Annotated in this window: 12 protein-coding genes and 1 tRNA gene; 8 read left to right on the top strand and 5 right to left on the bottom strand. The window is 42.3% G+C overall.

Features of this window, described 5'->3' with window-relative positions; all coding sequences use genetic code 11:
• Positions 1-28 precede the first annotated feature (28 nt).
• A complete protein-coding gene (locus B5X60_RS14875) occupies positions 29-586 on the bottom strand; it encodes a TetR/AcrR family transcriptional regulator (RefSeq protein WP_079703513.1) in 558 nt (185 codons plus the stop codon).
• 296 nt (positions 587-882) lie between these two features.
• Between B5X60_RS14875 and B5X60_RS14870 the strand changes: the two genes are divergently transcribed.
• Positions 883-1,950, top strand: coding sequence for a PAS domain S-box protein (locus B5X60_RS14870; protein WP_079703512.1), 1,068 nt, complete (start codon positions 883-885; stop codon positions 1,948-1,950).
• A gap of 315 nt (positions 1,951-2,265) precedes the next feature.
• Here the strand turns inward: B5X60_RS14870 and B5X60_RS14865 are convergent.
• Positions 2,266-2,339, bottom strand: a tRNA-Asn gene (locus tag B5X60_RS14865).
• Between the two features lie 127 nt (positions 2,340-2,466).
• Here B5X60_RS14865 and B5X60_RS14860 point away from each other — a divergent pair.
• Together B5X60_RS14860 and B5X60_RS14855 are read left to right on the top strand one after the other, a co-directional pair.
• On the top strand, positions 2,467-3,387 hold the full coding sequence (locus B5X60_RS14860; protein ID WP_079703511.1) for a PfkB family carbohydrate kinase: 921 nt from the start codon (positions 2,467-2,469) through the stop codon (positions 3,385-3,387).
• Between the two features lie 249 nt (positions 3,388-3,636).
• Positions 3,637-4,365, top strand: coding sequence for an SOS response-associated peptidase (locus B5X60_RS14855; protein ID WP_079703510.1), 729 nt, complete (start codon positions 3,637-3,639; stop codon positions 4,363-4,365).
• Between the two features lie 43 nt (positions 4,366-4,408).
• On the opposite strand, the gene B5X60_RS14850 is transcribed toward B5X60_RS14855, so the two are convergent.
• Positions 4,409-4,729 (bottom strand): cupin domain-containing protein, encoded by a 321-nt coding sequence (locus tag B5X60_RS14850; RefSeq protein WP_079703509.1) that lies wholly within the window; start codon positions 4,727-4,729, stop codon positions 4,409-4,411.
• 89 nt (positions 4,730-4,818) lie between these two features.
• Between B5X60_RS14850 and B5X60_RS14845 the strand changes: the two genes are divergently transcribed.
• From B5X60_RS14845 to B5X60_RS14835, 3 genes are all read left to right on the top strand, one after another.
• The gene (locus B5X60_RS14845) at positions 4,819-6,621 is read left to right on the top strand and encodes a GAF domain-containing sensor histidine kinase (protein WP_139377496.1); all 1,803 of its coding nucleotides are present in this window, start codon (positions 4,819-4,821) and stop codon (positions 6,619-6,621) included.
• A gap of 85 nt (positions 6,622-6,706) precedes the next feature.
• Entirely contained in the window at positions 6,707-7,450 is a 744-nt protein-coding gene (locus B5X60_RS14840) for a glucosamine-6-phosphate deaminase (RefSeq protein ID WP_079703507.1), read from the top strand.
• A 122-nt stretch (positions 7,451-7,572) separates the two neighbouring features.
• Positions 7,573-8,202 carry a DUF4412 domain-containing protein gene (locus B5X60_RS14835; RefSeq protein ID WP_170878468.1) on the top strand — a complete coding sequence of 210 codons (630 nt, stop codon included), beginning with the start codon at positions 7,573-7,575 and terminating at the stop codon, positions 8,200-8,202.
• Between the two features lie 61 nt (positions 8,203-8,263).
• Here the strand turns inward: B5X60_RS14835 and B5X60_RS14830 are convergent, their stop codons facing one another.
• Both B5X60_RS14830 and B5X60_RS14825 read right to left on the bottom strand, forming a co-directional pair.
• Entirely contained in the window at positions 8,264-8,461 is a 198-nt protein-coding gene (locus B5X60_RS14830) for a DUF2188 domain-containing protein (protein ID WP_079703505.1), read from the bottom strand.
• A 59-nt stretch (positions 8,462-8,520) separates the two neighbouring features.
• Entirely contained in the window at positions 8,521-9,405 is an 885-nt protein-coding gene (locus B5X60_RS14825) for a M48 family metalloprotease (protein ID WP_079703504.1), read from the bottom strand.
• 103 nt (positions 9,406-9,508) lie between these two features.
• On the opposite strand from B5X60_RS14825, the gene B5X60_RS14820 reads away from it, so the two are divergent.
• A complete protein-coding gene (locus B5X60_RS14820) occupies positions 9,509-10,390 on the top strand; it encodes a bestrophin family protein (protein WP_079703503.1) in 882 nt (293 codons plus the stop codon).
• Positions 10,391-10,626: 236 nt separating this feature from the next.
• Positions 10,627-12,621 (top strand): DUF4476 domain-containing protein, encoded by a 1,995-nt coding sequence (locus B5X60_RS14815; protein WP_079703502.1) that lies wholly within the window; start codon positions 10,627-10,629, stop codon positions 12,619-12,621.
• The last annotated feature ends 233 nt before the right edge of the window (positions 12,622-12,854 follow it).

Below are 12,854 nucleotides of genomic sequence, written 5' to 3'. Positions count from 1 at the left end.
CGTTCATTCCATACTATGTTAAATTTTTTTACTCTTTTATTGCATCCCACACCAGGCGAAGCTGCTGATCAACCAAAGCCTGATCATTATCTTTCCCACTGCCCTTCACCCATCGTACATAGGTAGTAATAGTTCCAGCCAGGAAATGCAGTAGCGCATCCAGATCCATGTTTTTAATGATCCCGTCCTGTTGCCCCTGCTGAATAAGTGATATGACTGGCATAAAATCAGCCTGTCCGGCATCACGAGTCGACTGAGTAATAATTGGAGAACTGTGGAACTGATCCATAAAAGCAAAACTTTCAGGGTATTTGAAATAGAAACTTATAAACGCTGTGTAAAAGCTAAAGAAGCGGGATTTAAGCGAAGAATCCGATTCCAGTGCTTTGGCAACCAGGTGAATTTCGGACCGTTTGATGTAGAGATAAATCGCGTTGATCAGTTCTTCTTTAGTCGCGAAATAATTGTAAATCGTGCCCATACCGGTGTTAGCAGCTTTCGCAATAGCCGACATGGGGGTTGCCTGAACCCCGCGTTCGGTTAACAAACGCATGGCAGCAAGGATTATCTGTTCTTTCTTATCCACAGGACAAAGGTGAGAAATTGGAATGAATATTCCAAATCTAAATTTTATTTTGAAAGAACTTTCTGAAGGATTAGTCGGATGTATTCACTATGCTGCCTTCTCTAAGAGTTCAGGGATTATTCATTCCCATGAACCATGTTTATCTGCCTCGATTATAGGCATTCGAGGTGAAGCCTGCATCCGGGACCAGGAGAAAAAAAGGATTCTAGTACAAAATGATGTAAGAGAATTCGTTATATTGATAATAAAGTATTGGAGAAATATTAACTTGCTTAAGCAAATTACCTCTGGGAACCATGCAGACTATTACCAACAAAGCTCCTGTTGTAGATCAGACGCTGTTCAAATTATTCATTGCCAGTGTTAAAGAATACGCAATTTTTATGATCGATCCCCAGGGCTATGTTCTCACCTGGAACGCTGGAGCAGAAAGAATTAAAGGTTATAAAGAAGAAGATATTGTTGGCAAGCATATTTCTACTTTCTATTTGCCCGAAGACATCTTGAGCAATTTACCTCAACACAATCTCGACGCTGCACTTCAAAATGGTATTTATGAAAGTGAGGGCTGGCGTATCAGGAGAAACAGTTCACGCTTTTGGGCTAATATCGTTTTTACTCCCTTATATCATGACGGCAAGCATGTGGGATTTGCGAAAATGACCCGTGACCAAACTGAGCGTAAAATAATCGAGGAACAGCGTGAGGCAATGCATCGAGAACTCGAACAACGTGTTAGACAACAAACGAGCCGCGTTGTGGCAAATGAGCTGCGCTTTCGCAAACTCATTGAACATAGTCATGATGGCATTACCTTGTTAGACAGGGAATTTAGGGTTTTCTATAATAGTCCATCTGCTACACGCATCATTGGGTGGAGTAATGAGCTGAACATTGACAAGGATATCAATGCTCACATTCACCCGGAAGACAGGGAAAGGGTGCAAGATTCCTTCGAAAAAATGGTTCAAAATCCGGCTCTGCCCGTAATTATTGTCTATCGATCACTTCACCGGGACGGGAATTACATTTGGCTAGAATGCCTTTTCACGAATTTACTAGCTGATGAGCACATCAATGCGATCGTCTGTAATTTCCGTGATATCACCAATCGTGTTGCGTACGAAAACGAAATTCTTCGGCAAAATACTGTCCTGAGGGAAATATCATGGACCAGTTCGCACGAAGTCCGTCGGCCGGTCGCTTCGATCCTGGGCTTAATGGACCTGATAAGAGAATCTGCCGACCCATCCGAAAAGGAAGAGTTTATTAATTTGATTGGTAAATGCGCTGATGAATTAGACGGAATGGTTCGACTCATTAATGATAAGATTAGCGCTATTGAAGGCGGTGAACATGCCTAATGACAAGGTGATGCTGAATTGCCTTTAAACAATCTCCCGAGTTGGGCCTCGAACGAGCCACTCTCTGATTAATCCCACACGTGCGGGACTGGATACCGATGACCTTATCCACGTCGCTAAGAAAATCCTTGAAACGAAAAAACCTTACATCTCTGTAAGGCTTTCATTTTGCTTCCGATCCCGTAGATACGGGAGAACCAGCCACCCTCTGATTAATGCCGCAAGTGCAGGAACAAATACAAATGTCCTAATCCATGTCGCTACGAAAAGTCTTAAAAAGAAAAAGCCTTACATCTCTGTAAGGCTTTCATTTTGCTCCCGAGGCTGGGCTCGAACCAGCGACCCTCTGATTAACAGTCAGATGCTCTAACCGGCTGAGCTACTCGGGAATTTCTCAGACCATTATCATGGTCTCCGGTTTTAGAAACGAGTATACGTTTCTCCCTTTCGGGAGTGCAATATTCGGGATTTTAAATTATTAATCCAATATTTGCATCAAAATTTTTTAAAATAAATATGAGCCTTATAATAATTGGTACCGTTGCCTTCGATGCAATTGAAACTCCTTTCGGGAAAACAGAGAAAATTGTGGGTGGCGCGGCTACCTATGCGAGCCTTGCAGCTTCATACTTCTATAACAAGGTTAAGATCGTCGGTGTAGTCGGCGAAGATTTCCATGCCGGTGATATCAAAAGCTTTAACGATCACGGTATCGACACAGAAGGCCTTCAGATAAAGAAAGGTGAGAAGTCGTTTTTCTGGTCTGGCAAATATCATAACGACATGAATAGCCGTGACACGCTGGTAACAGAGCTTAATGTGCTAGCGGATTTCGATCCGATCATACCAGACAGTTACCAGGATTGTGAGTACCTGATGCTGGGAAATTTAACTCCACAGGTTCAGCAAACCGTTATCAGTCGACTTAAAAAACGTCCTAAACTGATCGTCTTGGACACCATGAACTTTTGGATGGATATTGCTCTGGATGATCTGTTGGGAGTTATCAAAAACATTGATGTCTTAACGATTAATGATGCCGAAGCACGTCAGCTTTCAGGCGAGTACTCCTTAGTTAAAGCGGCCAAGAAAATATTAAAGATGGGACCAAAGTATCTGATCATTAAAAAAGGTGAGCACGGAGCACTTTTATTCCATGATGACCTTATTTTCTCTGCACCGGCTTTGCCTTTGGCAGAAGTATTCGACCCGACGGGCGCGGGTGATACATTTGCGGGCGGATTCATTGGATACCTTGCTCAGGTAGGCACGATAAACTTCGCGAGCATGAAGAACGCAATCATCTATGGCTCTGCATTAGCTTCATTCTGTGTTGAGAAATTTGGCACTGAAAAGATTAAAGATCTTACAAAGGCTCAGATTTCCAAGAGGGTTGAACAATTTGTAAACCTAAGCAGCTTTATTATAGAAAAATAGCCATCGGGTGTCAGTTGATGCCTGATCATATATCGAATAATCATACCGCCGCAAGTTCCACGCTTGCGGCTTTTTTATGAATACAAATCTGTTGCATCATAAACTTTCGGGATGACTGTACAAAATGACTTTTCAGCCTGGATAATTTTGTAAATTAGTCTTATCGAGAAACAAATTTACCCCAATCGTTAGGATAGCCTTTTAACCCGCCCTAAGTTGGCATGATAAAAAAGCAATAAATAACAGAAGATGTGTTACCATGCCCAACAAAAAGCTTCGGCAAAAAAGCTGCAGAATGACTTTAAACGAACAATGATCAATACCGAGAGCTATGAAGAACAGCATCATTCGAACGGATTTAGTCATAAAAACTTCGCCGTAATAGCTAACATTGAGGGTGTGGACGCGCTGCATCTATTTAACTGGGGACTCATTCCGTTTTGGGTAAAGACGACTTCTGATGCCAGGAAACTGAGCAACAATACACTGAATGCAAAGTCTGAAACCATATTTGACCTGGCCTCTTTCAAAACTTCCATCAGCTCTAAGCGCTGTGTTATCCCATTGACCGGTTTTTACGAAAGCAGGGATATTGATGGAGTAAAATATCCGTACTTCATATACCCGCGAAACTCTGATTACTTTTTGGTAGGAGGTATTTATAGTTCATGGAAAAATAAAGATACGGATGAGACCATAAAAACCTTTTCGATTATCACTACGCCATCGAATGAACTAATGACCCAGATCCATAACGTGAAACAGCGTATGCCTTTAATTTTGAAGCAATCTGATGTCGATACCTGGATCGATCCTACTCTACCCCGTCAAAGTATCATCGACTTAATGCAACCCCATGCTGATGAAGAAATGGCGGCCTATACTGTCAGCAAAGACGTGAATTCAAGTAAAGTTCAGTCCGACAGAAACGACATAACGACCCGGATCGACTATGAAGGTGTAAGTCAGTTTTGCTAAAGGGAAATATCCTATGCTGAAGGTTAGATTTGGCTAAATAAGGTTACAAAGCCTTATAATCCTCTCTCACCGGATGGAAAATATCAAACACCTTACAGTCGGTTAGTGCCCTACCGCTGTGGACAATATTGGGAGGTATTACAGCCACCATGCCCCTTGTGTAGACATTCGTGATCCCATCAACAGTAAGTTCAAATTCACCTTCTTCTACCTGAGTAACTTGTTCGTGTACATGGCTGTGTGCCGGTAAGATTGCACCCGAGGAGATATTCCAGTAACCCAATGTCATGGTTGGTGTATGGACAAACCTTCCTAGGAATCCCTTAATTACTTCTTTTTCTTGCAGAGTGGATAGATCGATCATGATTAATGTTTCTAGCTTTAAATATCGGGTAAAATCCCTCAAATCGCGCCTTTGAAATAGGCAGAATTATTATCGTAAAAGATAAACTTTTGTTACTTAATACCGGCATAAGTAATCCCATTCCAGCAAGTTGTGCCATCTGTTATGAAAAAGTAATTAAAACTATATTTAGCGTTTTTGCTTATATAAACGCAATGGAGAATACCTTTGGAATTAACATTATCCCTGATAATGATGTAAAACGGATAGGCGCATTACGCCGCTACCAGATTCTGGATACACCACCAGAAGATGCATTTGACAATGTTGCCCGGTTGTGCACACAGATATTTAATGTTCCAATCTCATTAATTTCCCTGGTTGATAAAGAGGAAGTTTATTTTAAAGCCAATGTGGGAATGGGCAACGCAAAGAAGACTTCACGCGGCGTTAGCTTATGCTCATTGGCAGTTCTGAAACCTGACGTGACTGTTTTCGAGAATGCCGGAGATGAACCCTGCCTTCTGACTAATCCGAATGTCACCGGCTCATTCGGTTTAAAGTTTTACGCAGGTGCCCCTCTAACTACACACGATGGTTTCCTCATTGGAACACTCTGTATAATAGACAAACAGCCCCGATCTTTTGGTGAAGATGAGCAGAAGATCCTGTCCGGTATGGCAAAAATAGTCATGGATGAAGTGGAGTTAAGATTGTCGTCCTTAACCGAAATAGCCCGCCAGCAGGAAGTAAATGAAGAACTCACGGCGATTAATGAGGAGATGACTTCCACGAACGAAGAATTAAGCTCTACATTGGAAGATCTTGCATTAAGTCAAAACCGACTGGCTGTTGCACACGATGAAGTGAAAGAGAGTATGGACCGACTTGATCTGGCTTTAGAGGCGGGCCGACTCGGGTCATATAATCTGAACCTCGAGACAGGAAGAATGATTTGCACTCCACTATGTAAACAGAACTTCGGGCTGACACCCGATGCTCAGTTCGATTTTAAAGAGTTTTTAAATTCCATACTTCCAGATTACCGTGACTATGTTCAGGAGAAAATTAACGATGCAGTCAAAAACAACAAAACATATATTGCCGAATACGAAATCCTTTGGCCGGATAGCTCAAGACATTGGATAAGCGCATCGGGTAAGTTAATGAAGGATCGAGAAACCGGTGCAAACCGTATGATTGGTGTCACATTACTGATTACCGAGCGCAAGGAGTTTGAGCAGCGAAAAGATGATTTTATCGGTATTGCCAGCCATGAGCTCAAAACACCAATTACCAGTTTAAAAGCTAATCTACAAATGCTTGACAGGCTGAAAAACAACCCAAACAGTCAGCTTATACCCCGCTTAGTTGAGGCATCAAATAATAGCATGGATAAGCTGGAAATGATGGTGGAAGATCTGCTGAACATGCACCAGTTTAAAGAGGGACACCTACGACTGAATAAAACCCTTTTCAACGTTGCGGAGATGCTTGACGTTTGTTGTAACCATATACGCTTTGGCGGAAAGTATGACCTGATCACGACGGGTGATAAGGATGTGATTCTTTATGCCGATGAGCATCGCATAGATCAGGTAATTGTTAATTTCGTGAACAATGCAGTTAAATATGCCCCGGGATCAGGCCAGATAATCCTTCATGTCGAAAAGTTGGAGCACAGCACCAAAATATCAGTTCAGGATTTTGGTCCAGGGATTCCGCCTGAACATCAGACCCGCTTATTCGACCGATACTGGCGTGCCGACCATTCCGGTTCAAAATATAGTGGGCTTGGTATTGGCTTATACATTTGTTCAGAGATTATCAGGCAACACGGTGGTGAAATTGGGGTAGAAAGCCAGATTGGCAACGGAAGCACATTTTGGTTTACTATACCTGATGAGAATTAGTTCCTAAAGCTAAAAGGATTTAAATACCCCTCACGGATAGATATTAATTTGCTGGAAACTTGCCGCAAACCTGTAACTTCCCTCCATGGATATCATAATCAAAGCCAACCCGCTCGAACTTGGTCTAGCTGCCGGAAAAACAGCCGCACAATTAATACGAAAATCAATTTCCGATTCCGGCAAAGCAAATATTATCCTCGCGACCGGGGCAAGCCAGTTTGAAACACTCAATCAACTCATACAAGAAGATGTAGACTGGAGTAAGGTAACTATGTTCCACCTCGACGAGTATATTGGTTTACCCGAGTCTCACCCGGCAAGTTTTAGAAAGTATCTGAAAGAGAGGTTTCTTGCCAATGTAGGGCCTTTAAAGGCGGTACATCTTGTTGACGGTGAAACTGACGCTGAAACAGAATGCCGGCGCCTGGGTGATTTGATAACTCGGAACCCAATCGATGTAGCATTGGTCGGTATCGGCGAGAATGGTCATTTGGCTTTTAATGATCCGCCTGCTGACTTTGAGACAGAAGAACCCTACATGGTTGTTAACCTCGATGCACAATGCCGTCAGCAGCAGCTTGGCGAGGGTTGGTTTAAGACTATTGACGAAGTTCCTGCTCAGGCAATCAGTATGTCGGTACGTCAAATCATGAAATCAAAACACATTATCTGTTCGGTTCCTGATAAACGAAAGGCTGAGGCCGTGAGGAACTGTGTGGAACAGGAAGTTAGTAACATGTACCCCTCCAGTATTTTACAACAGCATGGGAGTTGCGAGTTATATCTTGATCAGCATTCTGCTGGACTGCTTTCAGAATTTGCTACCTAACTATTTTAATTCTTGTAATTGAATATCTGGTTACTCCTGATATTAAATTCCGGGGGCTACATGTCGAAGATAAACTTGCCAATTCCTTCGATATTAGCTACTTTAGGTCAAGCTCTCATATCTTGAAAAACTGTCTTCTATTACTGGCTTTAGCCTTTTTTTGTAGTTCTGCAATCCCCGGCTCTTCTAAATTTACGGGAAAGATTCAGTATAAATACTCATTCACGGATCTGCAGGGAAACGATATCACCGATAAGCTCGGAACAAAGTTAGGACTAGAGCAGCATTACTTTGTAAACGACAGCAACTATAAATCCTACGACGAGTCCAATAATATCATACAGCTTTATAACGGCCGAACCAATACCTATTACGGATTTGATAACAACAAAACTGCACGCCGCATCGATGGCCTTTACAGGTCATCACAGCAATATAAAATAACCAGGCTCGACAAAAAGGAAAAAATTCTGGGATATGATTGCGAGGGGATTCAAGTTGAAACTGATAATACCAGCACCATATATTATTACACACCTGAACTTCGCATTGATTATAAAGGATTCTCTAAACATAACTTCGGCGACTTCAACGCTTACCTTGAAGCCACAGGCGGAGCATTATCACTAAAGTACATCATAACTTACCCCAAGGAAGGATACATCTGGACAGTAGTTGCACAGAAAATTACACCCATGAAGTTGGCGGTAAAAGATTTCGAGTATCCACAGGGATATTTACTGGAGAACTGACTAGGATATAGGATTGCGGATTTACAAGATTACGCTTTGGCGTGAACTATACTTCCCGTCTTTATTCTTTGTTTTTTGCTTTTTTATTACTCTTTTCTCTCATAAAAAACTCCCTCGCCCGCTTAAGGCCAGTGGCGATAGCAATCCCCTCTTCAGCCCCTTCCTCCAAAAGCGCATTGGCAATTTCAACCGCCTTGTTTCTGAGCTTCACTGGCTGGTTCTTATATGGTGGCGGGAAATCCCCATTATACCATGGCATAATCTTGATATTTAATACCTGATACTTAATACCTGATACTTACTGCTTAGTACTTACTACTATTTAACCTCAACAACCGTCCAGTTATTCGTCTTCCTGTTCCAGATGATCGAGTAATCTTTATTGTGCATCAATTTGTAGGTTACAGCATTCGGGCTGTTTACCAGTCTCAAAAACCCGTAGTTATAGATCTCATATTTAAACACAAAGGGCTGGGTGGTTTTCATCGCAACCGGACTAAAGTTCCGGCCGTCATCTGAAAGATATACCGTCATCGCGTTATTGCCATATAAAGATAGATTGATCCATCCGCTTTCAGCGGCAGGCGGTGGTGGGTTTTGTTGCGGTTGCGGCACCGGCGGGCGTGCTTTTGTGGTTGCTGTAGTATTGACTCCTTTGGCATAGTACCAGCCTTTCTGAATGGCATCCACCCGTGCGGCTCTTCCCGGGTGGCTCGAGTTTCCCTGAACAGGAGATATCTTCGACATCGCCGCTGTCGCATCGCTGAGACTCGCACCTATCTTGGCCAAAGCGTAACCAGAGAAGTAATCAGCTTCAAGCTCTTTAGCTGGAGTACTTCCGTTGCCGGATACAAGGTGATTTTCGTAGTGATGGCCAATCTCGTGAGCTAACACGCTAATTGAAGCCCACTTGGTATTTGAATACTGATCCAGAGCAGTCAGGAATCTGTTATCATAGATGATAAATCGCCTGTTATTTATAATTGTCGCATAAGCATTATTAATACCGGTCTGCTCCTGCAGGGTGAAATTTTTCTGCCAGTTTACACTATCAAGGATCGTCCGTACATATGCCCCAGCCTCATACACGTTCAGAAAATTATTTATGAGTGATGGTGGCGGAATTAAAATCCCACACTGGTTAGTCTGCTGTGCAAAGGCAAACTGAGAACATAGTAAAAGCGACAGCACTATCTTTTTCATATAATTGGTTTATTAACTTAATAACGAGCGATCTGCAATTATCTTATAACACCGTTTTTTGCCGTAAGTTTCCTGTTTAATCTCATTTCACTAAGTTTGTTGCATGATCGTCTATAATCCAAAAGATTGGATCCACTCTACCTTTTCGCTGCATCGTTCAGATACCGCGCGGAAATTATTTCCTCTGCTATTAGCACTGGCACTTTATTCCGCAGCAATCGCCTATTGGGAGCTGGAGTATCTTAAACTTTCGGAGATCAGTTGGATTAAAAACGTAACACTTGTACATAACCTGCTAGGTTTTGTGATGTCGATACTCCTCGTATTCCGAACCAATACTGCCTACGACCGCTGGTGGGAAGCGAGGAAACAATGGGGCTCCCTCACCAATTCAAGCCGTAACCTTGCTATAAAGATGAATGCCATGCTCGATAAAGACGACAAGGTTAACCGCAGCTTTTTCAGAAAGAGTATACCTTTATTTGCTGATACGCTGTTTGCCCACCTGCGTGCAAATAAAACGCGTTTCATGCTGGACGAAGTGGAGCACCCTGAATTTGAATCCCTGGACGAGCAAAAGCATGGGCCTAACCAGGTTGCCTCGATGATCGTAGAGCGCGCGAATAACCTTTACAAAGGAGACATTATCAGCGGTGACCAAATGATCGTGATAAATAACGAGCTGACGGCATTTACAGACATTTGCGGTGCCTGTGAACGAATTAAGAACACTCCAATCCCCATGTCATACAGCTCATTCATTAAGAAATTCATTTTTATATATGTGATCACTCTCCCGGTTGGGTACGTTTCTTCAATGGGGTACTTTGTAATTGCAGCTGTACCATTCATATTCTATGTAATGGCATCCCTCGAACTGATTGCCGAGTCTATCGAAGATCCATTTGGTGTTGACCCTGATGATCTCCCGATTGAGAAAATGGGTGAGAATATCCGCGCGCATGTGGCGGAGATCCTGCATTGACCCAAATCCTAATTACATAACATACTCATCTTATTGCAAAGACCGCATAGTACACCTAAAGGTCGCGAGGGTCATGCACTGCAAGGTGGTAACTAGTACGGTATTTATTTGTGAGATAAAAACTTAGCTCTGCGCTCCCTGCGCATATCTCCGCGCCCTCAACGGTAGAACTTCCCAACTGGCAAGGATATTGCTATCTATACCCCAACTAACTAATACTAAAACAAATTAGACCAATGAAAACGTTATTAAGTACCATAATGGTTTGCTTCCTTGCAATTCCAGGGATCGCACAAACCACCAGCACTGTGAATATTATATTCCGGGGTATTACCAAGACTACCAACAATTACGAGGTTCGGATTGACGATAGGCGTTATTTTTCAAATACTAACACGAATAATAGTGCAACAGTATATAAAATAGCTGTAAACAACATTCTTACTGGTAACCGGGCATTGAAGGTATACAAACTGAGAAATAACAGCATAGCTACTAACGCCAGCACCCAGAACACACTTATCTATTCCAATAACTTCGTGCTGAGAGAAGGTTATGAAATGAATATTACAGTTCGGGCTAATGGTTCTGTAGCATTCAGTGAAGATATGTCTGAAGGAATGAACCCGGGAACTTCTGCACCCATGGCAACCGTTGCTTTTAACAATTTAAAGCAAAGTATACAGGCACAAAACTCCCAGGCTGTAAGAGCTGAAAGAGTGCGGGACGCTTTTATAAATACCAACAATCATTTCACTAGCGCGCAGGTTAGACAATTACTGGTTATGGTGACCTCTGAGAGCGATAAGCTGGACCTTGCTAAACTTGCTTACTCTACGGTAACAGACCCGCAGAATTATGCTGCTATTGGCAATATATTCACCAGTACGTCCAGAAGGAATGAATTCGCTGCGTATGTTCAGGCAAAAGGCGATGTAACTGCTGATCCTGCTACTCGTGTTGCAATTACAGATGCAAACTTTAACACCCTGGTAACCAACGTCAAAAACAAATGGTCACAATCGTTAAAAGGTGAAGCGATTAGAGAAGCTCTGGTAAATAGTAATTATTACTATACTTCAACACAGGTAAGACAATTAATGGGACTTGTTTCTTCAGAAACTGACCGGATGGATCTGATAAAACTAGCTTATCCCGTAGTGTCTGATACAAATAATTTTCCAGGTTTGTATGATGTATTCGCCAGCACTGCAAACCGTACTGAATTTAACGAGTTTGTTGTCGCAAAGGGTGGTGTTGCCGTCAATACCGGCGTAAGAACGCTGATAACTTCGAGCAACTTCAATATTTTGATGCAGAATATACAGGCTAAATGGTCACAAGCCTTGAAGACTGAAGCTGTTAGGGATGCATTTGTAAATACCAACAACTACTATACAACCACCCAGGTAAGACAATTGCTTGGAGCGGTTACTTCTGAAACAGACAGGATGGAACTGGTTAAGTTATCATATCCTGCCGTAAGTGATGTAAATAACTTTGGTACCTTATATGATGTTTTTGCGAGCACCGCAAACCGTACGGAGTTCAACGACTTTGTAATCTCAAAAGGTGGAGTAGTAGTTAATACAGGAGTGAAAGCTCAAATGTCAGCTGCCAACTTCAATATCCTGATGAACAACATCCAGGCTAAATATTCGCAGGCACTTAAAACTGACGCAGTAAGAGATGTTTTTATAAATACAAACAACTATTTCAGCACGGCACAAATCAGGCAATTGCTGACTGTTGTAACATCAGAATACGACAGGTTGGAGTTAGCTAAGCAATCATTCCGTTCTGTTATGGACCCTGCCGTTTTCTATCAGCTCGGCGATTTATTTACCAATGCTACCTACAGAACCGAATTTAACAACTATGCTTCAGCACAAACCGGAGTATCGGCAAATGCGGGTGTTAGAACACCAATGTCAAACAGTGACTTTAGTGTCCTGGTATTAACCGTCAGAAGTAACCTATTGCAATTACTTAAAGTTCAGGCAGAGAGAGATATATTTGCTAACCCGAATAACTTCTTTACCACTGCTCAGGTTAAACAACTTATCGGCTTAATCAACTCAGAGCCAAACCGCCTGGAGTTAGCCAAGTTGTCTTACAGAAGCATTACTGACCCTGCGAACTTTACACAATTAAATGATCTGTTCAAACTACAAGCTAGTAAGGACGAACTTGCTGCGTATGTAAATACCTATCAGGTGGCGGGGAATTAATTTGAGGTCTGAAGACTGAGGACAGAAGTCGGAAGTCTGAAGCAAAGCAGTTAATGTCACATAACATAAAGGGCCTTTCAGGACTATTGGAAGGCCTTTTATCATAAAAAGCAACTAGAATCTTCTATGAGCGGTGAAACTAAAGTCTAGGACTGATTAAGACCTCACTAAGCCGGCTCCGTCCTACGCTCTTCCTACGCTGAGGTATATAATAAGCATTAACTCTTACGTGC

Source organism: Daejeonella lutea (assembly GCF_900168015.1).
Taxonomy (GTDB): Bacteria; Bacteroidota; Bacteroidia; order Sphingobacteriales; family Sphingobacteriaceae; genus Daejeonella; species Daejeonella lutea.
The sequence above is the reverse complement of the archived record's forward strand: the minus strand, read 5'-3'. Positions and strand labels throughout refer to the sequence as shown.

Bases quoted from the DNA above. Each gene is read 5' to 3' on its own strand.
- B5X60_RS14870 (WP_079703512.1), top strand. From the start codon at position 883: ATGCAGACTATTACCAACAAAGCTCCTGTTGTAGATCAGACGCTGTTC.
- B5X60_RS14840 (WP_079703507.1), top strand. From the start codon at position 6,707: ATGGATATCATAATCAAAGCCAACCCGCTCGAACTTGGTCTAGCTGCC.
- B5X60_RS14860 (WP_079703511.1), top strand. From the start codon at position 2,467: ATGAGCCTTATAATAATTGGTACCGTTGCCTTCGATGCAATTGAAACT.
- B5X60_RS14855 (WP_079703510.1), top strand. From the start codon at position 3,637: ATGTGTTACCATGCCCAACAAAAAGCTTCGGCAAAAAAGCTGCAGAAT.
- B5X60_RS14850 (WP_079703509.1), bottom strand. From the start codon at position 4,729: ATGATCGATCTATCCACTCTGCAAGAAAAAGAAGTAATTAAGGGATTC.
- B5X60_RS14825 (WP_079703504.1), bottom strand. From the start codon at position 9,405: ATGAAAAAGATAGTGCTGTCGCTTTTACTATGTTCTCAGTTTGCCTTT.
- B5X60_RS14820 (WP_079703503.1), top strand. From the start codon at position 9,509: ATGATCGTCTATAATCCAAAAGATTGGATCCACTCTACCTTTTCGCTG.
- B5X60_RS14830 (WP_079703505.1), bottom strand. From the start codon at position 8,461: ATGCCATGGTATAATGGGGATTTCCCGCCACCATATAAGAACCAGCCA.
- B5X60_RS14815 (WP_079703502.1), top strand. From the start codon at position 10,627: ATGAAAACGTTATTAAGTACCATAATGGTTTGCTTCCTTGCAATTCCA.